Below are 23,065 nucleotides of genomic sequence, written 5' to 3' on the forward strand. Positions count from 1 at the left end.
AATGAAAGGTGGCGGCGATTTCAGCAGAAGCAGCACGAGCCAAAGCCCCCACAACCGAACTTGCGAGTCGAAAAGACTAGGTCGCGCCCGCGGTGCCTCCACCAAAATGAATCATGCGCATTTTTGAATGGGGCTGTACCTATTGGGCAGCTCCATTATTTCAACCGTTTACTTCGACTGCATCTTTAAAGTAATACTCGGCAAATATTTCTGCAAATAGATCGACAGTGTTATATAATTCGTCTAGTGTATTTTCTGGTCCCCCGATTTCGATAATTACCGACCTTTCGGATAAATCTTGATTATAAACTCCGTTACCAGTCGTTTTATCCTTTCGGGCAATTCCCCTCGTTAAAGTCGGGTATTTTTCTTCAATCATTCGATTTAATTCAATTGCAAATTTTTCATTCTCTTTATAATTCTCGTGGCTTTTTCCGATTACGAAATATATTTTTGCATAGGTTTTTCCGTCAATGGTTGTCGTCGTTGCCTTTCTTCCAACTGAATCTCGATGGATATCGAATAAATATAGGAAATGTTCGTTCGTTGCTAGTGCCTCTTCAACGACTTCCCTTGATACATCATAGGATTGCCTATACTTCCAATTTCTTTCGTATAAGATGGAAGCGACATCCGTCGTATCGACAACGGCACCGATTCCTTTTTTAATTAATTGATCTCCTAAACGTTTTCCGACTAATGTAATATTAATCTCTTTATGTTGAGCCGATGAAGCATCGAAACTATCTTTCAAATGTGGAATGAATGATTCCCGATTATGGGAATGATAAATGAAAACAGTATTTTTCTCTGGTTGGATGTAAGGGGCCTTCGGGGTTTCTTTCGGAATTTTTTCAAGGCTGTTTTCCTTTATTTCCCGATCCTTTAACAATTCTTCAATCGGTGGCGAAGATTCGATCGGTATATTTGTAAAATCCGTTCCCTCTCCGGCGACAATGATTTCTGATGTAATGGTAAACATCCCTGGGATTTCCTCATAAATGAAACTACGAACATCTTTTAAATTAATATTTGTGGTAAGTTGCAATGCATGATGTATAATAGAATCATCGGCACGATTCGATGGGTCGTAAAAATAATGATTCTCTGAAGATAACATCCGAACAAGCGTGTCTATATGTACGTGCTTAGATTTGCGATCTTGGATGAGTGTCGAAAAAAACACATTAGTTTCATTAACGATTATTGATGAAAAAACCGTAATCAGGGAAAAAATTGTAAAAATAAATTTCATCAACTCTTTCATATCCATCACCTATCGTTTTGTTCTTTGTAAATAGATATGAAAGAGTAGACGATCATAGAAGAGAAAAATAGAAATGAATCGTTCTTGACTTTTTTTTCCGATTCGTTAAAATTGAAAACATGTGAAGACGTGATGGGCGGATAACGATAAAAGGAGCTTTTTTATGATTGAGTTTTTCACAAATCATACACAGGAATTCGTTTTTTATTCAATGTATTTTCAATTTGTTTTTTATATATTTTGGATTGTCTCCTATCAATGGGTAAAAAATCATTACTCAACAGGTAATTATCATCGACTTTTTCATATATCCTTTCAATTGAGAAAAAAAACCGGCCAGTTTCAACATCAAACGAATGAATACTTAATGATTCATCTATTGAGATCCATTCGACGGAAGACTTGTCGTGGAGATGATCCAGACGAACCAATATTCCTTTTTCGTAACATTTCATAACATTTCATAAGGAGGAATATTGGTGCGAAAAAAATTACTATTGTTTATTACCCTTACTTTGGGAGTATTTTTGTTGTCTGGTTGTGCTAGTGCAGAAACGGAAGGGGAATTTTTCCATGACTACTTTGTTTATCCCTTTTCATTCTTAATTCGCACGTTAGGAAATATTTTTAACAATAATTATGGGTTAGCCATTATCGCCATTACATTAATTGTCCGGACGGCTCTCTTACCCCTCGCCTTGCGAATGGCTGCAAAGCAAAAGGTTATGAGGGAAAAAATGGAAATTATTAAACCGGAAATGGAAGCCATCCAAAAACAAATAAAGGCAGCAAAAACGAAAGAAGAGCAAATGAAAGCTCAGCAAGAAATGATGCAGCTATATCAAAAACATAATTTCAATCCTTTTTCGATCGGATGTTTGCCTGCGTTATTACAAATCCCCATTTGGATGGGATTATATTATGCAATCCGCATCACCCCTGAAATCGCTGAACATTCCTTTTTATGGTTTAACTTAGGCGAAACGGACCTTGTTTTAGCTGGATTAGCTGCTGTAGCTTATTATTTCCAATTTAAAGTTTCCATGTTCAATATGCCACCGGAGCAACAGCAACAGATGAAAATTATGGCTTTGTTCTCCCCTGTAATGATTTTAATCGCATCCTTGTCCACTGCATCCGCTTTAGCATTGTATTGGGTTGTCAGCGGTCTGTTTTTAATCGGACAAACTTATTTAACGAAAAAGCTATACGGTCCTGTACCGCAAGCAGTTGGAAATGCTAAAGGGATGAAAGATACAAGTGGATTATCTAAGAAGAAATAAAAGGAATGAAAAAAAGAGGGTTGTCATTCAGCGCCCTCTTTTTTATATCCGTTCAATCCGTTTTTAATTTTGATCGTCAGTGATATTAGGATTTCCAACAATAATCGTTTTCTTTGGCATAACGTGCATCCTTCGTGCTGTTACATGGACTTGAACGACATAAACCCCTTCTGAATCAAATTGTAAGTCCAAATAGTATTTTCCATCTTCTTGCTTCGTAAAGTCAATCATGTCACTATTCGCTTTTTTTCCTTCCTCCCAAACTTCAAAAACAACTTCATCGGCATCCGCCACTTCTTCATCCCCTTGAGTCACATGTGCAACGACGGTCACTTCTTCACCGACTTCAGCCTTTTCTGGTACTTGCAAATCAACTTCGACGATTTCCCCAAGTTCATCATCTGTCTCCGTTTCTTTTTCATTACAGGAGGACAGGAGAAAAATTGATGAAAGGAGCAATATGGTAAATAGTGCTTTTTTCAAATTATCCCCTCCCCTTTGGTCATTGCTTTCTAAAGTTTATAATAAAGCCTTTTTTGTACATATGGTTAATAAATTGTGACAAATTTAGTAACATCCCCTTCAGATTTGAATAGGATGTGAAGATTCATCAGCCCTTCTTTTTTCCTAGTAAAAAATCCCTAATTTTTTTACATTTTTTTTAAAAATATTCTTGATTTTAAATTGTTTTTATAATATATTAACTATAACAAAAATTCATTATTGTTATAATATTTTAAGGAGTGGTTTTCATTGAAAGATACAATCCTTCCTTTACTTGAAAATCAATTGATTATTACCGAATTTACATACGCTATTCAACCGGTGTTCGAAGGTGAATACCAATCGATTATTTATTCAGAACACGGTCTTTTTTACTCCCAAAAAAAACCGCTCACATTAATCAAAGATGCTTGCGATGCTAGTTTTTCCACCTTTGAAGAGCGGAGAAGAATGATTATTCGAGAATTTCGATACAACTTTCGTGTCCCGATTCCCGTGTCGCTAGAGCATGATATATTCGCTTTTCCGACGGAGGCGATTCAATCCCCCTTTTGTGAATGGTATTTTGTTAACAATATCGTCAATATCATCCCGGCAAAAGGAGGATCAAAGGTCATATTTCTAAACGGTTCTTCGGTGACGACTAGCATACCCGTTCATTTATTGATTAAACAATTGGAAAGGGCTAGTCGCTGTATGACTGCTTTGAAAAATTATCGAAAAATGATGAAATTCTTAGAAGAAAAGAAAAACAGTTAAATGTTCTAATTTAATATCTGCTTTTTTTTAAAGCATCAACCAATGGATGCTTTTTATTATTTTTAAAAAACGTTTAATCAATATATTCGTTTTTTGAATATATTGATTATCATATTCTTATTATGAATAGATTTAAATGATTCAATCGATTAATATTTCCCCTTCCATTTCTTTTATTTTGTATTATATTTATAGTAAGGGAAAAGGACTGGAAGAGAAATAAGGATTGGAAAAAGGAGTCATTTTATGAGAAAATCGCTTTTATTTATACCTATTTTCATCTTAACGATTTTAACCGTTATTATTTTTATTTATTTTCAAGGGAAAAATCAAGTGGATGCCAATATTGCAGTTGCTTGGAATGGATCAAAACAAATGGCTAATCCTGTTTATAAAACATGGGAATCATCCGCTACGATTGGAAGTATTGGTGATATATTAATCCACGATTGGGTGTATGAGGATGCGAAAACAAATGATGGCTACAATTTTAAACCGATGTTTGAACCGATAAAATTCGCATTAGAGAAACCGGATATACTGATTGCCAATCAAGAAACGGTTTTAGGCGGAGCAGAAATTGGTTTATCGAGCTACCCAACTTTCAATAGTCCGTATGAAGTTGGTGATGCACTAATTGATAGTGGTGTAGATATCGTTTCAACGGCGAACAATCATACGTTGGATCGGGGCGAAAGTGCGATTCAAAATGCGATTCAATATTATGAACGGGTTGGTCTTCCGTATGTTGGCCATTTTAAAGACTTTGAAGACCAAAAACAATTACGCATTTTAACTAAAAATGGGATTCGTTTTGCCTTTCTTTCCTACACATATGGAACGAATGGGATTCCGGTTCCAGAGGGAAAGGAATATTTGGTCAATTTAATCGATCTGGCCAAGATGAAGGAAGAAATTGAACGGGCGAAACAGGAAGCGGATGTGATTGTAATGAGTATTCATTGGGGATATGAATATCATCGGTATCCTTCTGATGAACAAAGGATGATTGCTAATGAACTGGCCTCATACGGTGTGGATATTATCTTTGGGCATCACCCCCATGTATTGCAACCATTCGAGTGGATTCAAACAGATGAAAAACGGGTATTTGTCGCCTATTCGTTGGGGAATTTCCTATCCGGTCAAATGTGGGATTATAAGGATATCGGTGGGGTCGTTTCTTTACAAGTAACGAAGAAGGTAACGGATGAAGGGGTTGATATTCAACTATCCAATCCAAAATTTCAGCCTACCTATGTTTCAAATACAAATTTGAAAAATTACCGGGTCGTTCCCCTTGAAGAGGCAGGTGCTTACGGTTTACAAAATGCACAGGAAAAGTATGATGAAATAATGAACCATATGTTTCAATGGATCGAATAATAATTGGAAAGAAAACCGTTTGTCGAATGAGACAAATGGTTTTTAATCGTCAAATGGATAAGGAATGCCTTCCTGTTGCAATATTTCCCTTTCACGTTTTCCTAATAAGTCAAAATGGGAATAACCGTCATCACGGATATGAATCCATTCTCGTTTTAAGCCGTAACGTTTTCCCCATTGTATTAATTTATTCAAATCTTTACATCCTACTTTTGTGACAGTTTTCATTTCTGGAAACCGAACATCTGACCATAAATGGGTTAAAAAGGCGATTTCGTTTCGGTCGACCTTTTCTTTCCATTCCATTAGTTCTTTCTTTGTAATCCCAAAAGCCATAACCCTCTTCCTTCACATTTATTTTTTCTTCGCTTTTTCATATGCTTCATGCCAAGCTGGAAGAATTTTTCGTACGGATATCGGTTGGAAATTTTCTTTTTTCACACAAACATGGGAGGATGTGCCGGTAGCTGCCAATTCCCCAACTCCATTATATATTTCATATCCATAAACGATGCGGACGCCATTGTAATAATCGATCCATGTACGGATGACGACCTTCTCTCCATATTTACAAGGCTTTTTATAATCGACATTTACATTATAAACCGGTGCTAAAATGCCCATTCTTTCCATATCCGCATAATGGAACCCTAAGTCCTCGATTAATTCAGATCTACCCATCTCCATCCATACTAAATAATTCGCATGATAAACAACACCCATCTGATCGGTTTCTGAGTAACGGACTTTTGCTTCGACTGTTGAAATATGCATGAAGTTTCTCTCCCTTGCTATAATACGTAATTTTTATGTTTATTTACTTATTTTACCATAAAATATTTACGTCGGTTTAAAGATGATTTAAAAATGTAAATTTGTCTTTTTCCGAAAGTAAACGAAATCCTTTAAAATCTTTCAAAAAAGTGGATTTGAACATGAATATGGAAAGAGAAAAAGGTTGTTTCCATTTTAATAAACAAAATCGCGGAAGAAACATACTCGTTCCTTCCGCCTTCTTTGTTTATTCTTTCATGTCTCTATATTCATCTTTAATTTCTTCCCGCATGGCTTCAATACTTTCTCGTCTTCGTTCATTTTTCCTTTGAATTTCTTCCCGCTGTTGTTCGTCAGCAGTTGCCATCGACTGTTCGGATTCGTGAATATTTTCAATCGTATTTTGTATATGTTGCTGGATTTTTTTAATATTATCCGAACGATCCTCCCGTTTAGATGAAGTCATAAAAATACCTCCTTTTTAATAAGGATACATTTTTATTATGGGTTGAAAACAATAGAATATGTAAAAAAACCTCTGGATTTTCATTCCAGAGGTACGTCCCATAAGTAAATTCATGAAAAAGCGTTTACATTTTATGCCAATTTCATTGTGCTTTTTTTACATGTTTTTCTTCTAATTTACGTTCGATTCTTTCCAATTCTCCTCGATCTTTCATAATTTCTATTTTATTTTCATTTACTAATTCAGAAAATGATCGTTTTTTCATCTTCCTCACACGACATCACACTCCTTTACAAGTATAAGTATATCATCTATTATTTCCTAAAAACGTTGTAACTATGACAACTTTTTGAAAATTATTTGTTTAGAAAAGATTAGATAAAAGAAAGTCGTTGATGAGATTACTTTATTATAAAAAAACGGGTCAGGGAAAATCCCTTGACCCGTATAGTGGATTAATTATTTTTCAGTTTGTCTCTTAAAACCATTTGTAAAATTCCGCCATGACGGTAGTAGTCAATTTCTACTTCCGAATCGAATCGAACGAGAGCTTCAAACTGAACAACTTCGCCGTTTTCTTTTTTCGCTGTCACTTTTACATATTCTCTCGGTTTGATGTTTTCGTCAATTTCAATATCGAATTGTTCTTTTCCACTCAGTCCTAAAGTTTCAGCGCTTTCACCTGGCTTGAATTGTAAAGGTAAGACACCCATCAAAACTAAGTTTGAACGATGGATTCTTTCAAAGCTTTGGGCGATAACCGTTTTAATCCCGAGTAAGTTCGTTCCCTTCGCTGCCCAGTCGCGGGATGATCCCATACCGTAATCATGTCCGGCAAGAACGACAAGTCCGGTTCCATCTTCCTTATATTTCATTGCAGCATCATAAATGGACATCACTTCACCTGTTGGCCAGTATGTCGTGTAACCACCTTCTGTACCAGGAGCAATTTGGTTACGGATGCGAATATTTGCGAAAGTACCACGCATCATTACTTCATGGTTACCTCGACGGGAACCGTAAGAATTAAAGTTTCTCGGTTGAACGCCCTTTTCTAATAAATACTTTCCAGCAGGGGTATTTTTGCCGATTGCACCAGCTGGAGAAATATGGTCCGTTGTTACCGAATCACCAAATTTACCGATGACGCGAAGTTCACGTAACGGTTTGATTTCTTCTGGATTTGGTGATAATTGTTCGAAGAAAGGCGGATTTTGAATGTAAGTGGATTCATCATCCCAGTTATATAACGGTTCATCGCTCGTTTCGATCGCATTCCAACGTTCGTTATCATCAAATACCCGTTCATATTCTTTTTGGAACAGTTCTGGAGTAACCGTCCGTTTAATATATTCATTTACTTCTTCTGTTGTTGGCCAAATTTCATGGAGATACACATCTTTTCCGTCTTTACCTTTTCCGATCGGTTCTTTTTCCAAATCGATATCGACGGTTCCTGCTAACGCATAGGCAACAACAAGCGGTGGCGAAGCTAAATAATTCGCTTTCACTAACGGATGAATCCGTCCTTCAAAGTTTCGGTTTCCGGATAGTACACTCGTTACAAGTAAATCATTTTCCGTAATCGTCTCTTCGATCTCTTTAAGAAGAGGTCCAGAGTTTCCGATACAAGTTGTACAACCGTAACCAACGAGATTGAATCGGATTTTTTCTAAGTATTCCAATAAACCGGAATCACGTAAATAGCCGGTAACGACTTTGGAACCAGGAGCTAAAGAGGTTTTTACGTATTTCGGTGGTTCCAATCCTTTTTCGACGGCTTTTTTGGCAACTAACCCTGCAGCAAGCATTACATATGGGTTTGATGTATTCGTACAACTTGTAATGGCTGCAATGGCTACTGCTCCCGTTTTCATCGTTTCTTTCGTTCCATCCGCATATTGGACGGTTCCTTCTTTTTTCAATTCATCCTTAGAAAGGCCGAATCCTTGGTTTCCAGCAGGAGCTTCAATTGCCTTTCTAAAGGATTCTTTCATTTTGGAAAGTGGAATTAAATCTTGCGGTCGTTTCGGACCGGATAAATTTGCCTCAACAGTCGATAAATCGAGCTCTAATACATCGGTATAAATTGGATCTTCTTTTTCAGGTGTAAAGAACAGATCATTCTTTTCTAAATACGTTTTTACTAATTGTATATGTTCTTCACTTCTACCTGTTAGACGTAGGTATTCTAGTGATTCTTCATCTACAGGGAAAAATCCACAGGTAGCACCGTATTCTGGAGCCATATTGGCAATGGTTGCCCGGTCAGCTAACGGCAATGTGGAAACCCCAGGTCCGAAAAACTCGACGAATTTTCCTACGACTCCTTTTTGACGTAACATTTGAGTTACTTTTAAAGCTAAATCTGTTGCTGTAGCACCGTTTGGCAAACGATTCGTTAATTTTACACCGATTACTTCCGGAATTGGGAAATAGGATGGTTGTCCGAGCATACCAGCTTCCGCTTCAATTCCACCGACCCCCCAACCGAGAACACCGAGACCATTGATCATCGTCGTATGGGAATCAGTACCGACTAATGTATCAGGGTAAGTAATTAATTCTCCATTTTCTCCCTTTTCTGTATGAACAACACTTGCCAAGTATTCAAGGTTTACTTGGTGGACAATTCCGGTTGCAGGAGGAACGACTCGATAATTATCAAATGCTTTTTGTGCCCAATTTAAAAATTGATAACGTTCTGCATTTCGTTCAAACTCCAATTCCATATTTAATTGAAGGGCTTCTGGTGTACCGTATTTATCGACTTGTACAGAGTGGTCAATAACAAGATCAACTGGAATTTCCGGATTGATTTTGTCCGGATCTCCTCCCATATCTGCCATCGCTTTACGTAAGGATGCCAAATCGACGACCGCAGGAACTCCTGTAAAGTCTTGTAAAATAACGCGAGATGGTTTAAAGGGAACTTCTGCACCTTTTACTTCTGGAGTTCCCCATTTCGCTAAACTTTCCACATGTTCCTTTTTAATCGATCGACCATCTACTTGACGCAAAACAGATTCTAATAATACTTTAATGGAATAAGGTAGTTTCGAAATGTTTGCAACACCTGCATCTTCAATCGATTTTAATCGAAAGTAGTGATACGTTTTTCCGTTTAATTCAAAGGACTGTCTTGCATCATACAAAACATTTTCAGTCAAAATTCATACCCCCCTTAGGATCAAAACCAAAATAATTGAAAAGTTACAAAAAGACTCCCACCTAACTTTTCTTATATTTTATAGTAATATAAAAATTTATATAAGTAAAATATTAGATTTTTATCGTCAAATATAATTTATTCTTATCAATTTTTTGAAGATCGTAACTGGATTTGTCCATTACTAATGGCATTTTTTATCCCCTTTTATTTCCCTTTTACCAAATGGAAATTAGGGCTTTTCACTCACTATATTAACAAAATAAATTGTTCAATTAAAAAAGAAGTGGAAAACGGAATTTTCAATTTTCAAATCTACCCTGATTTGGAAGACAAAAGAAATCTTACTTTCTATATCGCAAATATTTTCAAACCGTTAAATCTAAACAAAATGATTGTGCTTACAGCAATTCTTATTTTCTTTGGAATCATCGTTAGGAAAAAATGATGAAAACTTACTTAGATCGTCGCCTATTTTTAATCGTGTTTGTCATGGGATTCTTCATAAATCAAATCGTTTTATTTGCTAAATATGTACAGTGATTCGTGAAGGCATTTCAAATATTCAAAATTTAAACGTGTTTAATAGTTTAAAAATTTGATTTTCTCATCTTTGGTCGTTGTTATTCTTATTAAGAAATAAACTTCTTTTTCTAGAGAATTTAACGATCACATTCAAACCATATGAAATGTTTCTATAGCCAGAAGTAAGTTTTGACAGCCAATTCCACGTGGAAATATATTCCTGTAGATGAGTTTCATATCTTCAAAAATTGTTTTTTTATTTGAACCCTTCACTTATCTTTTTTTCTTGTGGTTTCCGGATAAAACGTGCTCTTTTTTGTTTAAAATTGTCTAGAAAACCCAATATTTAGTTATAGAGCCTAAAATAAAAGGACTGTTCAACGACAGTCCTTTTAAGATTAGTATATGGGGCATGCAGGGATCGAACCTGCGACCCGCTTATTAAGAGTCAGCTGCTCTGCCAAACTGAGCTAATACCCCGTTTCTTATTGATAAAAATTATTCTAACATATTTATTTAAAGAGTGCAATACATATTTTCGGTATGTATGATTCATTTCATTGGATCGTTGGATTGTCTTTTAATCTAGTGGTCGATGGACATTTCATTAGCCAGTAGTAAAGGGAAATTTGGATTATAGTTGCGTTACCTTCCGTTGATGAAAAACAATTTCGAAACCTTCTCCCATTACTCATCCTTTTTTTAAAATAATAAAAGAGAAAAAAGCGCCAAAATGAAGACGCTTCGTTCTCATCCTTTTTTATCCACTGAAAAGGTCCAAGATACAGGATGATCCTCCGTCAATTGGAAGATGAATTGATATTCATCTGTATTAACACAGTCGTACACAATTTGTTTCGTAACGGTTTTACCGGCTGGGACTTCAGTTGCTAATTCACTTACCCCTTCAATATACGCCAAGTCTTGTGGTTGATCTACCACAAGTAAAGAAAAATGTCTCAAACTAGAAAGCTCAACTGTCTCTTCCCTTTCATTTGTAATCTCCATTTTAATAGAAATAAATCGATCCTTACTTGCTTGAATCGTTTCAGGAATGTATTCCTGAATTTCGGTAATTTTCAATGTAATACCATCAACCGTTTCTTCTTCCAAATTTAAGGTTTGTTCTTGTTCTTGCTGTTTTTCTTCCGTACCCTCTTTTTCAACAACGGATTCATCCTCTTTTACTTCCTCTTCATTCTCTGCTTTTTGTTCTTTCTCTTCTACTTGTTCGTTTTCATCCTTTGCTGTTTCTTTTTCCGTCGTACTCTTTTCCTCTACTTTATTCGTAGGCTCGTCCATTTGATCGGCCGACTTTGTACTTTGACAACCGACCGATAAAAACAAAAGGAGGAATGCAACAAAACCAATCAGCCCTATTTTTTTCATCATGTACCTCCGCTCGTTCGAAATCTATTCATATTTTAAAATATAATAGAAAAGATGTAAAGAAACGGTACGGCAATTTGCCACGGATTATGAACTTGGTGAATTTTCCTCTATTTTCCATGAAACGTTCAGATATTCCATTGAAACGACGAACTTTACTTTTCCCACTAACAATTTTAAGATGAACGTATAGACGATTATAAAAATTGGAACCCATTTCATAAGGAGGGATATACCGATGAAAGACGCAGTTTCTTCACTTCTTTATCTCGGATTAGGCATTGCAGCAAAAGGGAAAGAACAGATGGAAAATACGTTACAAAACTTGGTCGAAAAAGGAAAAATTACATCCCAACAATCTTCAGATATTTTAAAGGAATTTGTTAAAAAGGGAAAAGAAAGCAGCGAACAATTCGAAAATATGACGAAAGAGCGACTTCAAGAACTATTTCACGAATTGAATCTAGTTACGAAGGATGAATACGATGAATTGAAAAATCGGATTCTTCGTCTCGAAAAACTGTTAGAAGAAAAGGAAAAAGATAATTTGAAATAAAGGATTCCTTTTATATTCCGGGGTGGGTTGAATGGTAAAAAGCAGATGGAAATATTCTCAACGATATCATGAAATTTTAAATGTTTTAATGAAAAATGGTTTCGGTTTTTTTATAAAAGATTTAGGTCCCTTCAATTTTCTATCCAAAAAAAATATGCCCGAATCTTCTGTCCTAACGAAATCGATTAGTGAACGGATTCGATTAAGCTTGGAACAATTAGGACCAACATTTATTAAACTTGGACAATTGGCAAGTACCCGTCTAGATTTGATTCCAGCAGATATCGCTGAAGAATTGGCGAAGCTTCAAGACCATGTTTATCCAACGCCGACGGAGGAAGTAATCACGGTGATTGAGAAGGAACTTGGTCAAAGGGTTGATACATTGTTTTTAGAATTTTCGCCAAAACCCGTTGCATCCGCTTCCATCGGACAAGTTTATCAGGCGAAACTGTTTGATGGATCGGATGTGGCGGTAAAAGTTCAAAGACCGAATATTGAAGAAACGATTGAAAAAGATTTATCGATTTTAACCGATTTGGCAAGACTTATGGAGAATCGATACGAATGGGCGAGAAATTATCAATTAGTAGATATTGTGGATGAACTGGCGAAATCATTAAAAAATGAATTGGATTATACGATGGAAGGAAAACATGCGGAAAAACTAAGACGAAATTTACAATCCTTCGACAACGTTACGATTCCGAAAATCCGTTGGACATATACAACAAAAAAAGTGTTGACGATGGATTTTATTCATGCCAAAAAATTTCGTCAGTTTGTAGAGGAAGCCCTAGAAAGCGAAAAAAAATCCATGGCGAACACGTTTATTCGTTCGATGTTCCACCAAATTTTTTTAGACGGATTTTTCCACGGTGATCCCCATCCCGGAAACTTGTTTATTAAAGATCATAATCATCTAATTTATATCGATTTTGGAATGATCGGTCGAATTCCTACTTCATTAAAATATGACTTGGCCTCCATGATCATCGCTTTAAAAAATGAACAATTGGAGAAACTAACCTATTTAGTCTTAAAAGTCGGTAAGCCATTGCAAACTGTCGACACGATTGAATTGCATTCGGATATTGAGGAGATTATTTTTAAATATATCGATGCCCCTTTAGACAAAATTAGCTTAGGCGAGTTAGTGAATGATTTATTGTATGTGTCCTTCAAACATAAAATTCGAATGCCCAAAGCATTAACCTTACTCGGCAAAACGTTGATCACGATGGAATGTATTATTTCTGAATTGGATTCTGATCTTTCTATGATCGATATGGTTGAGCCCTTTGGAAAAGAGCTCATGAAAAATCGGTTAAAACCGAAAAATGTGTTGAACGATATCGAAGGAAAAATTAGAGACTTTTTTGATATGTTATCCGATACAAAAAAGGCATTAAAATCCCTTTCGAAAAAGGGGAAATTTGAAGTGGAAATGCATGTTCCGGAAATCGAATCGTTTATCCATAAGCTTGATCGAATTAGTAATCAACTATCCTTTAGTATCGTATTACTCGCCTTTTCCATTTTGATGGCTAGTTTAATCATCGGTGCATCCATATCCGGTCAAGGGACTTTTTTATGGGACTTTCCAGTCATTGAAGTAGGGAGTATTGTCGCCACGTTAATGTTTTTATGGCTATTATATGGAATTTTCCGTTCGGGAAGATTTTAAAGAATTCCTTTAAAGGTTCGGATTTTTGAACCTTTTTTTCTCGACAATATGTTTTTCCATATCTCGGAATGAAATTGTATAACCAATACCGGGATTTTTATTAACGGCAATTTTTCCTTCATGATGGTTGATTTCCGGCTCAATAATATCCGTATCCCAATATCGGTTTGATGCTGAAATATCTCCAGGATAGCGGAATTGTTCCAACGAAGCTAAGGCGATATTCATTGCCCGACCAACTCCCGATTCCAACATTCCTCCACACCAAAGGGGGATACGATTTTCTTTGCTGAATTGATGCATTTCAATCGCTTCTGAAAGACCGCCGATTCTTCCAATTTTTATATTAAAAATCTTTCCACTTCCTAGTTTCGTCGCTAATTTCAAATCGTCGATCGTCCGAATACTTTCATCTAAACAAATTGGAGTATGTAACTGCTTTTGAAGTTCGGCATGTTCCAAAAACTCCCTTTCACCAAATGGTTGTTCGATCATTAATAAATGAAAGGTATCGAGTTTCTTTAATGTTTCGATGTCTTTTAATGAATATGCTGAATTTGCATCAACCATTATTGGAATTTGTGGAAAAACCTTTCGAACTTCTTTTAACACATCAATATCATAGCCGGGTTTGATTTTCAATTTTATTCGTTTATAGCCTTCTTGCAAATAATGTTCGATTTTTTTCAATAAAGTTGTAATCGACGGTTGGATACCTATACTAACTCCAACTTCTACTTCCGTACGCACTCCCCCGATCAATTCCCATAAGGGCTGATTGAATCGTTTTGCGTATAAGTCCCAATAAGCCCCTTCTAACGCCGATTTTGCCATTGGATTTCCTTTTACAACTTGAAACCTTTTTGCTACTTCCCGCGGGTGTTGGAATGGATGTTGGAATAGAAGTGGAATTAAAAATACTTCCATCATATGCTCAACGGTTGTTACCGTCTCATCCGTATACCATGGGCTTATAAAGGCGACGGATTCACCGTAACCTATCGTCTTTTGATCATCGATTATTTCAATAATAAAAAATTCCTTTTCCGTTAATGTACCGAAGCTTGTCGAAAAGGGATGTTTTAAATTCATGCGCAACCGATATAATCGGACTTCCTCAATTTGTATATAATTGTTCTTCATTTTTTCCTCCATAAAAAAATTTTTCATCTATATCTTACCAGTTTTTTTGCAAACAGACGAAAGATACGGATAGCTCTAGAATTTTTTATTTTTTTGGAGTACAATCGATAGTAATTCAAAATTCTTTAACCTCGGAGGGATGAAAGGATTATGGGACAAGCGTTTCAACAATATTTAAAAGATCATCGCAATCAACATCTCGAACAATTGAAAGAGTTTTTAAAAATTCCAAGTATTAGTTCCCTTTCCGAACATAAGGCAGATGTAAAAAAAGCAGCAGAATGGTTACAACATGAACTTTCTCTGGTCGGAATGGAAAATGTACAGATCTTTGAAACGGATGGACATCCGATCGTGTATGCCGATTGGCTCCATGCAGATGAAAAACCAACCGTCCTCATTTACGGACATTATGATGTTCAACCGGTTGATCCCATCGATTTATGGGAAACTCCTCCCTTTGAACCGTCCATTCGTGATGAAAAGATTTTTGCTCGAGGTGCCAGTGACGATAAAGGACAAGTATTTATGCATATTAAAGCAGTTGAAGCCCTTTTTCAAACGATGGGACGTCTTCCAGTGAACATTAAATTGATTATTGAAGGAGAAGAAGAAATCGGAAGTCCCCATCTTCCTGGATTTGTGGAGGAATATCGGAACCTTTTAAAAGCCGATTTTCTCGTAATCTCGGATACAGGGATAATTGAAAAAGGAAAACCTTCCATATGTTACGGATTAAGAGGCCTTTGTGGTTTACAAATCGATGTAAAGGGTGCAAAAACGGATCTCCATTCCGGTCAGTTCGGTGGAGCAGTACAAAATGCTGCCCATGCCCTCGTAGAGTTGTTAGCATCTTTCCATGATCAGGACGGGAAAGTAACCGTTGAAGGGTTTTATGATAAAGTCTTGCCTTTGACCGAAGAAGAAAAGAAAGCTTTCCTTGCACTAAACACGGATGAAGAACAAATTCGTGAGGAATTAGGTGTTCCAGAATTATTCGGAGAAAAGGGTTTTAATTTTAATGAGCGTACATGGGTTCGCCCTACATTAGAAATTAATGGAATGGCAAGTGGATTCCAAGGAGAAGGAATTAAAACCGTACTTCCATCTGAAGCCATGGCGAAAATCACTTGCCGACTTGTTCCAGATCAAGATCCGGAGGAAATTTACAATCTTTTAGTCAAACATATTGAAAAACATAAACCGAAGGGCGTAACAGTATCGGTGACTCCATTTGATCAAGGTGCACCATTTCTTACTCCTTTCGATCATCCGGCGATCCAAGCTGCCGGTCGAGCTTATGAAAAAGTTTATGGCGTTCCAACTGCTTTTACAAGAAGTGGCGGTTCCATTCCGATTGTTGCAGATTTCGACCGAATTTTAGGATTGCCCGTCGTTTTGATGGGGTTTGGACTTCCAAATGAAAATTTCCATGCACCGAATGAACATTTCCATTTGGAAAACTTTGACAAAGGTATGGAAACAATTTGTCATTATTGGTTAGACATTTCAACCCTTTCCCTTCGTTAGTTTAACTATTTTAATATCCGAGGTGTTAGAATGGAAATTACATGTATTGCGACTGACATGGACGGCACATTACTCAATGAAAATAGGAAAATTAGTGAAGAAAGTAAGAAAGCAATCTTTTTAGCGAAAGAAGCGGGAATTGATATCGTTATTGCGACGGGTCGTTCCCCAGAATTTGCTCGTGTTCCATTACAAGAATCGGGCATCGAATTACCAGTCATTTGTATGAATGGTGCTCAAATCTATTCGGAAAAAATGGAACGTCTTTTTTCTAAACAGTTGGAAACAAAAGAAATTGAAAAGGTATCCCAAATTTTAACAGAAAAACAAGTGTATTTTGAGTTTTATACGAATCAAGGTCACTATTCTTTCAATCAAGATTTAGCCCTTTTGACTTTAAAGGAAATGATTGAATTTGAAAAAATTCACTCCTTTGATAAAAATGATATTTTGAAATTAGTAAAGGAACGATTTAAAAAAGGAAATGTAACATTTTTAAGCGGATTGAATGAGTTATTCCAAGTGCCGAATTTGGAAATCTATAAAATAATTGCCTTTTCCATGGACATGGATCGGTTAAAACAGATCATGGAGTTATTGTCTGAAAATGAGAATATTGCCGTCACCTCATCTGGACCCGGTAATATCGAAGTGACCCATGTTCATGCGCAAAAGGGATTAGCGTTGGAATGGTTCGTACAGTCAAAAGGCTGTTCTTTGGATGGAACGATGGCGATCGGGGATAGTTTTAATGATCTGTCCATGTTAAAAAGAGTTGCCTATCCGGTCGCTATGGGAAATGCGCCAGAGGAACTTAAAAAAATCGCCCGTTACATCACAGATACGAATCGTAACGAAGGTTTTGCAAAAGCTGTTTACAAAATTTTAGATGAAAAGTTAAAACGATAGTCATTAAAAAGACGTCTAGCCATTATTGATATTGAGGCTAGACGTCGATCTATATTATAATGATTGTTTTATCATTCTCGGTGATGTTGTTAATAACAATCCAATAATTACAGCACAAAATATGCCCGAACCAATTCCAGATAGACCATTTGTCCAAAAGGAAAAAAAGAATCCTTTTTCCTCTGGTATTTTTAAAATATCAACCCAAAAGAAATAGCCTGCAAGAAAATGCCAAAAATATCGGGATAAACTACCGGCTAATATAGCGATCACAGTTATAATTAAACCACTCTTCTTATCTGCAATGACTTCTTTTTGAATCCGATTTTTGAATAAACCAGCTACCCCGATAAATGCTAAGGCTATGATATATTCCATGATTACTTGAATTGGGTGAAGAATCCAAGCCTCACCGGTGATGATTTGTAAAAGCCCCCAAATCATACCAGCTATTGCACTAGGTATGACTCCCCTACGAAAGGCAAGGATAAATATCGGGATCATCGAAAAATTTAAATATACACTAGGTATTGGTTTGATCGATGGAATGAATAGATCGATTACAAATGCCAATGCAGCTAACAAAGCGATTTCTACCATCACTTGCAACGATAGTTTTTTTTCCATAAAAAAACCCCCTATGATTTTATTAAACGTTCCATAGGAGAAGAAGACGGAAAATAGGAAACCGTCTTAATCCACAATCCCTACGCTAGCATTAACTAGACCAGGTTCAAAGGGTCTGAACATTTACCTAGAAAGGCCAATGTTCACTCTCAGCGTACAGCTCCCCCTGTGGAAACGTTTGATTATTAAATTATTAAATTTATTATAATATAAATAAAGGTAAAATCAATACATTTTTTTGAAAATAATGACCAACTCACTGATTACGAGTTGGTCAAAATCGGTACACACTTGTTTAAAAACGATCTCCTTTTTTATTGGGCAGCGGTAAGCCCTGTATCTTTCTGCTCATCTTTCGGTCGTCGTATTTGAACAATGTAAATGGAAACTAATACGATGAAACCTGCGAGACTCACATAAAGGTTCGGTATAATTAAGGACATGCCACCTGCAAATAATAGCCATCGTTCCCACCAAAGGGCTTTTCGAGCAAAGTAACCGATCATCGAACTACTGATTCCGACCATTCCAAGTAGTGCCGTTATAACTGAAAGGGTTAATGAGGAAGATTCGGCACCAATTAAAATTAATTCCGGATGAATGACAAAAATATACGGAATGATATAGGCAGCTGTCGCTAGTTTAAAGGCCGTTAATCCTGTTTTGAACGGATTAGCACGGGCTAAACCTGCTCCTGCATAGGCTGCAAGGCTGACAGGTGGTGTAATATCAGCAACAATACCAAAGTAGAAAACGAACATATGGGCCGCTAATACCGGCACATCCAAACCGAGTACTAAAGCGGGAGCAGCCATGGAAGCTGTCACGATATAATTAGCTGTCGTAGGTAATCCCATACCAAGGATGAGGCTGGCGACCATCGTAAAAAATAGCGTTGGAATGATCATACCACTACCGAGGGCAATAACCCCATTGGCAATTCGGGAACCTAAACCAGTTTGGACGACGACACCGACGATAATTCCTGCAGAACCACAGGCGGCAATAACTGGTAAAGCTGTTCGGGCACCTTCTTCAAAGGCTTTAATAAGTTTCTTTGGAGTAAGTCTCGTTTCCCTTTGAAATAAACCGACTATAAAGGAAACGAGAATGGCAATTAAAGCCGCTCGCATCGGAGTCCTTCCTGATAAAAGGGTATAAAAGATAACGACCAGTGGCAAAATCAAGTATCCTCTTTTAATTAAAAGCCGTTTTAAACTCGGTAATTCGCTTTTTGGGACTCCAACGATTCCTAACTTTTTTGATTCGAAATGAACGCCAAGAAAAACGCCTGAAAAATATAACAGAGCGGGAATAATGGCGGCAAGCATAACGAAACTGTATGGAGTTTCGGTATACATGGCCATAATGAAGGCAGCAGCACCCATGATTGGGGGCATGATTTGTCCTCCGGTAGATGCACTTGCTTCTGTTGCAGCGGCAAATTCCGGCTTATATCCAGCCTTTTTCATCATCGGAATGGTAAAAGATCCACTTCCTACTGTATTCGCAACAGAGCTTCCAGATACCATTCCTTGCATAAGGCTAGCGACAACCGCTGCTTTCGCTTGTCCACCGGTGAATCTTCCGGTCAGTGCATAAGCTAAATCATTAAAAAATTGACCGACCCCTGTTTTTATTAAAATAACGCCGAACAAAAGGAATAAGAAAATAAAGGTTGAGGACACTTGAATGGGGGTACTATATATTCCCTTTGTTGTTAAATGAGTGTTTTGCAAAATTTGATTTTCTACAAAAAAAGCGTTTAAAAAATGCTGATTATAATCAGATGTTTTATTACAATAATTTTGATAAAGTTTAGAAAGGGATCAATCCACAAATTTGAGCATACTTACAGAATTTATGAATTTTTATTATTTTTAAATAGCAATTTGCTTTCTACTTTGCTTGTTCATTGCTAGTGCTGAAGCTATTAACACAATTGCATTTAAATAGATATGGGTTTTTACTTTTTCAATTCCTCTTATGTGTAAAGAATTTGCGGTTAAATAACTTTTCATTCTTGAATTACAGCGTTCTACACTCGTTCGTTCATTATATAGTTCTTTCCAACGCTTTGTATCACGATGAGGAATCGAATATCTTCGTAAATCTTTAAGAGTGTTTACTTTTACAACCATCCCATAGTTGGAAGAAGAACATGCAGTCATGCCCAAAGGGCAATCAACTTTTCCAGTAGCATGGGGACACCTAAACTTAAGTTGATTCTTTTCGGATCCCCAATAAGTCATATGATATCCCATAGAACAACGTGGGGTTCCATTTGAAGCGATTCCTGCTGGAGGTTCTTTTTCATTACGCAAATTCAATGGGATAATTGCTTGTGCCCCAATGTTCTTGGCGGATTCGTAATTTTTCAGTTGGTCATAGCCTGCATCCATAATCAAATATTCGATTTTCGTTTTTACACATTGGTTGACTTGCTCAATTAATTGTGGGGCAACATCTCCGTCATTCATATGAGCGGGGGTTACTTCAATTGCCATCGGCAATTCGCTTTTGGTATCAACTGAAAGGTGCATCTTATAACCAAACCAAGTAATTTTATTGCCAAATGAATCAAACTTAGCACCCCAATTTGCATTGCCTGTATGCTCACATCTTTTCTTAGGTCGTTTCTTTTCATAAGCATCGATGGCAGCACTATCAATGGCTTGATGGCTTCCATCGATTATTCCTTCATCTTGAGCAATTGAGACGAGATCATGAAAAATCTGTTTTGCCAGACCTTTTCGAGTTAGATCTGAAAACACCCGACTTAGCGTAGAAATAGACGGTGCAGGACGACTAATATCTAATCCACATTGGTATCGAAAGCGCACATCATTTTTTAAACGATTGTGAAGTTCAGTGAAGGTATCAATTTTTTCTAATGGGGCGGCGATAAGAGCCCTTAATATCCCCTCTCTACAATAGCCTTCAGCCCCTTGGGGTGAAGAACTTTTCAATTGTTTAGCATAAGGACGCAAATCTAGAGCACTAAAAAAGATCGGTAATTTCTCTTTTGACTCTAAAATTTGCAATTCTTCAAAGGAAAATAGACTTTCTTGTAGAATATACAAAGTGACTTCCTCCTTATGAATTTTGTTTTTGGGTCACTTCAAAATTCTATAAATAAGGGGTGAAGTCCTTTTTTATTTCGTTAAAAACCTTGTAACTCTTGGGTTAAAAAATCTGCAAAATGCTCAAATATAAATCTGTCACAACCGTTTCCCAAGAAAATCCACGATGGGAAAATAGTTTTGTAGGAATATAGTTACCGAACATCGCATAAAGGATGGCGATACTAGCAACAATTACAATCGGAAGCCCGACGCTTCTACGTGCCGCTTCCAATACGAGTAAAACGCCAAGTGAGGCGACGATTACATCGAGCGTATTATAACCGAAAACGATTCGTTCGGTTACAAGTTCTTCATAGAAGATCACATTGTAATAACCTACGAAAAGGGCAGTGAAGGCAAGGATCACATCATACCATGGGACCCCTTTTTGTTTTCGATGTAGCCCTTTTTTTGCGGGATACAATAAAAAAATTAATCCAAGAGCAGTACCGAGATGAATCGGTCCTTGGATTTGTGACGCAAAAGCCCCCCGATATCCGGTGTATAAATGAAAGAGGGTTAAACTAACACCGATAAATGTTACAACCCATGACCATTTACCGAGATTTCTCCGATACGTACTTTCCCTATCGTATTTTTCTAATATTTGTTCAGCGGAAAGTGACTCTGTTTCCATCTCTTTCTTCTTTTTTTTAAATAATGCCATTTACAACACCTCTACTTCAAAATTCTTGTTGCCAATCGATTATCATTTTTCCTTCCTCCTGTAATGTTTAAACATAGTTTTGGAAAAGGCCAGAACAAATGTCTGGCCCAAATGATTTATCGTAATCCGATCTCTTTATAATATCTTTCAGCTCCTGGATGCAGTAGCAAGTCTCCCAATCCATTTAATGCATTTTCCTTCGTTGTATGTTTTGATTGAGGATGGGTGTTTTCGTCAGCATTTTCAATCATAACCTTCGCCAATTGATAAGCAGTATCATCGTCTACTGTATCGGTATTGGCGACTAAGATCGCAAAGGCAGAAACTGTTTGGACATCTTCTTGAAGCCATTCATAGGAGTCTGCAGGAATGGTAAATGCCGAATACCCTCCATTTTCTTCAACATAGCTGAGGGCATCCCCCTCAATATTTAAAATTTTTACGTCTCCAACGGCTACATTTAATTCATCGATACTGGAACTCGGTAACCCGAGGAGTCCAAAGGAAGCATCGATCGTTCCGTCTTGTAATTTCGCCTTCGCATCTCCAAACCCTTCTTGATATTGCTCATAATCTCCATCTTCAATTCCATATGCTGCTAAAACGATTTTCGCTGCTGTTTGCGTACCACTTCCCGGTGGTCCGATGGCGATTCGTTTACCCTTTAAGTCTGCGATACTATTAATCCCAGTACTTTCCCTTGTGACTACTTGCAATACTTCCGGATAAATGTGACCGATAAAGGCAAAATTTTCTACCTTTTTGCCTTCAAACTCACCTTCGCCATTTAAAGCGTTGTAGGCAGGCAAATTTACGGTCATTCCGAGATCGAAATCACCGCTTGCAATTTTTCCTAGGTTTTCAATGGATGCACCGGATTCAGTCGCTGTTACGTTGAGCCCCTCAATGTTGTTATTCCAAACATTCGCCATTTCATTTCCTAACCCGAAATATGTTCCACCTTGAGAACCGGTACCCATTAATAAATCTGACTTACCATCTCCGTCCGAACTATCCGAAGGTTTGGAATTTGAACAAGCGGATAATACGAGCATCAACCCCAATGCAATCATTGCAAAAATTGACCACTTTCTCCTTTTCAATTCGATACCCCTTTCTTTTTTTGTTATGCCCATAATAAAATGAATTTTCTACCATGTCAAAATTATCAAACTTAAAACAACAGTATCGAGATAGAGCTTTCATTTTATTATGGGTAGATAAAAATAAGTATAAAATAGATTCGTATAGTCCTAATTTTATTGATTTCGAGAATATTTCGCAAGTCTTTTACATAAT

20 protein-coding genes, 1 tRNA gene, 1 pseudogene and 1 riboswitch are annotated in these 23,065 nt (G+C 36.9%); of the genes and pseudogenes, 7 read left to right on the forward strand and 15 right to left on the reverse strand.

What is annotated here, in order from left to right:
- Positions 1 to 160: 160 nt before the first annotated feature.
- Positions 161 to 982, reverse strand: coding sequence for a stage II sporulation protein P (gene spoIIP, locus OE105_RS04930; protein ID WP_275421628.1), 822 nt, complete (start codon positions 980 to 982; stop codon positions 161 to 163).
- 764 nt (positions 983 to 1,746) lie between these two features.
- Here spoIIP and yidC point away from each other — a divergent pair.
- Complete coding sequence (gene yidC, locus OE105_RS04935; RefSeq protein WP_275421629.1) at positions 1,747 to 2,550, forward strand: membrane protein insertase YidC; 804 nt, start codon at positions 1,747 to 1,749, stop codon at positions 2,548 to 2,550.
- A gap of 63 nt (positions 2,551 to 2,613) precedes the next feature.
- On the opposite strand, the gene OE105_RS04940 is transcribed toward yidC, so the two are convergent.
- On the reverse strand, positions 2,614 to 3,033 hold the full coding sequence (locus OE105_RS04940) for a FixH family protein (RefSeq protein ID WP_275421630.1): 420 nt from the start codon (positions 3,031 to 3,033) through the stop codon (positions 2,614 to 2,616).
- A gap of 270 nt (positions 3,034 to 3,303) precedes the next feature.
- Here OE105_RS04940 and OE105_RS04945 point away from each other — a divergent pair, with 270 nt between their 5' ends.
- Both OE105_RS04945 and OE105_RS04950 read left to right on the forward strand, forming a co-directional pair.
- A complete protein-coding gene (locus OE105_RS04945; RefSeq protein WP_275421631.1) occupies positions 3,304 to 3,813 on the forward strand; it encodes a competence protein ComK in 510 nt (169 codons plus the stop codon).
- Between the two features lie 246 nt (positions 3,814 to 4,059).
- Positions 4,060 to 5,199 (forward strand): CapA family protein, encoded by a 1,140-nt coding sequence (locus OE105_RS04950; protein ID WP_275421632.1) that lies wholly within the window; start codon positions 4,060 to 4,062, stop codon positions 5,197 to 5,199.
- A 42-nt stretch (positions 5,200 to 5,241) separates the two neighbouring features.
- Here OE105_RS04950 and OE105_RS04955 read toward each other — a convergent pair whose 3' ends face one another.
- From OE105_RS04955 to OE105_RS04985, 7 genes are all read right to left on the reverse strand, one after another.
- Complete coding sequence (locus OE105_RS04955) at positions 5,242 to 5,535, reverse strand: hypothetical protein (RefSeq protein WP_275421633.1); 294 nt, start codon at positions 5,533 to 5,535, stop codon at positions 5,242 to 5,244.
- A gap of 18 nt (positions 5,536 to 5,553) precedes the next feature.
- On the reverse strand, positions 5,554 to 5,973 hold the full coding sequence (locus OE105_RS04960) for an acyl-CoA thioesterase (RefSeq protein WP_275421634.1): 420 nt from the start codon (positions 5,971 to 5,973) through the stop codon (positions 5,554 to 5,556).
- Positions 5,974 to 6,220: 247 nt separating this feature from the next.
- The gene (gene tlp / locus OE105_RS04965; RefSeq protein WP_275421635.1) at positions 6,221 to 6,439 is read right to left on the reverse strand and encodes a small acid-soluble spore protein Tlp; all 219 of its coding nucleotides are present in this window, start codon (positions 6,437 to 6,439) and stop codon (positions 6,221 to 6,223) included.
- A gap of 142 nt (positions 6,440 to 6,581) precedes the next feature.
- Positions 6,582 to 6,704, reverse strand: a complete 123-nt coding sequence (locus tag OE105_RS04970; protein ID WP_420842587.1) for an FbpB family small basic protein — start codon at positions 6,702 to 6,704, stop codon at positions 6,582 to 6,584.
- A 190-nt stretch (positions 6,705 to 6,894) separates the two neighbouring features.
- On the reverse strand, positions 6,895 to 9,609 hold the full coding sequence (acnA, locus tag OE105_RS04975) for an aconitate hydratase AcnA (RefSeq protein WP_275421637.1): 2,715 nt from the start codon (positions 9,607 to 9,609) through the stop codon (positions 6,895 to 6,897).
- A 930-nt stretch (positions 9,610 to 10,539) separates the two neighbouring features.
- Positions 10,540 to 10,613 (reverse strand) — tRNA-Lys (locus OE105_RS04980).
- Positions 10,614 to 10,883: 270 nt separating this feature from the next.
- Positions 10,884 to 11,522, reverse strand: a complete 639-nt coding sequence (locus OE105_RS04985; RefSeq protein ID WP_275421638.1) for a hypothetical protein — start codon at positions 11,520 to 11,522, stop codon at positions 10,884 to 10,886.
- A gap of 238 nt (positions 11,523 to 11,760) precedes the next feature.
- Between OE105_RS04985 and OE105_RS04990 the strand changes: the two genes are divergently transcribed.
- Together OE105_RS04990 and OE105_RS04995 are read left to right on the forward strand one after the other, a co-directional pair.
- On the forward strand, positions 11,761 to 12,078 hold the full coding sequence (locus OE105_RS04990; protein ID WP_275421639.1) for a phasin family protein: 318 nt from the start codon (positions 11,761 to 11,763) through the stop codon (positions 12,076 to 12,078).
- A gap of 31 nt (positions 12,079 to 12,109) precedes the next feature.
- On the forward strand, positions 12,110 to 13,765 hold the full coding sequence (locus OE105_RS04995; RefSeq protein WP_275421640.1) for an ABC1 kinase family protein: 1,656 nt from the start codon (positions 12,110 to 12,112) through the stop codon (positions 13,763 to 13,765).
- Between the two features lie 9 nt (positions 13,766 to 13,774).
- On the opposite strand, the gene menC is transcribed toward OE105_RS04995, so the two are convergent.
- Positions 13,775 to 14,908 (reverse strand): o-succinylbenzoate synthase, encoded by a 1,134-nt coding sequence (gene menC / locus OE105_RS05000; protein ID WP_275421641.1) that lies wholly within the window; start codon positions 14,906 to 14,908, stop codon positions 13,775 to 13,777.
- A 150-nt stretch (positions 14,909 to 15,058) separates the two neighbouring features.
- Here menC and OE105_RS05005 point away from each other — a divergent pair, with 150 nt between their 5' ends.
- Entirely contained in the window at positions 15,059 to 16,438 is a 1,380-nt protein-coding gene (locus OE105_RS05005; protein WP_275421642.1) for a dipeptidase, read from the forward strand.
- Between the two features lie 30 nt (positions 16,439 to 16,468).
- Positions 16,469 to 17,347, forward strand: coding sequence for a Cof-type HAD-IIB family hydrolase (locus OE105_RS05010; RefSeq protein ID WP_275421643.1), 879 nt, complete (start codon positions 16,469 to 16,471; stop codon positions 17,345 to 17,347).
- Positions 17,348 to 17,401: 54 nt separating this feature from the next.
- On the opposite strand, the gene thiT is transcribed toward OE105_RS05010, so the two are convergent.
- From thiT to OE105_RS05035, 5 genes and pseudogenes are all read right to left on the reverse strand, one after another.
- Complete coding sequence (gene thiT / locus OE105_RS05015) at positions 17,402 to 17,974, reverse strand: energy-coupled thiamine transporter ThiT (RefSeq protein ID WP_275421644.1); 573 nt, start codon at positions 17,972 to 17,974, stop codon at positions 17,402 to 17,404.
- A 59-nt stretch (positions 17,975 to 18,033) separates the two neighbouring features.
- Positions 18,034 to 18,151: riboswitch (TPP riboswitch) on the reverse strand.
- Positions 18,152 to 18,288: 137 nt separating this feature from the next.
- Positions 18,289 to 19,713: pseudogene (locus tag OE105_RS05020) on the reverse strand (TRAP transporter permease); the annotation flags it as partial.
- 141 nt (positions 19,714 to 19,854) lie between these two features.
- Positions 19,855 to 21,057, reverse strand: coding sequence for a transposase (locus tag OE105_RS05025; RefSeq protein ID WP_275419523.1), 1,203 nt, complete (start codon positions 21,055 to 21,057; stop codon positions 19,855 to 19,857).
- Between the two features lie 103 nt (positions 21,058 to 21,160).
- Positions 21,161 to 21,766 (reverse strand): hypothetical protein, encoded by a 606-nt coding sequence (locus OE105_RS05030; protein ID WP_275421645.1) that lies wholly within the window; start codon positions 21,764 to 21,766, stop codon positions 21,161 to 21,163.
- A 116-nt stretch (positions 21,767 to 21,882) separates the two neighbouring features.
- Complete coding sequence (locus OE105_RS05035) at positions 21,883 to 22,869, reverse strand: TAXI family TRAP transporter solute-binding subunit (RefSeq protein WP_275421646.1); 987 nt, start codon at positions 22,867 to 22,869, stop codon at positions 21,883 to 21,885.
- Between the last annotated feature and the right edge of the window lie 196 nt (positions 22,870 to 23,065).

This window comes from Fervidibacillus halotolerans, from assembly GCF_026547205.1.
Classification (GTDB): Bacteria; Bacillota; Bacilli; order Bacillales; family Caldibacillaceae; genus Fervidibacillus; species Fervidibacillus halotolerans.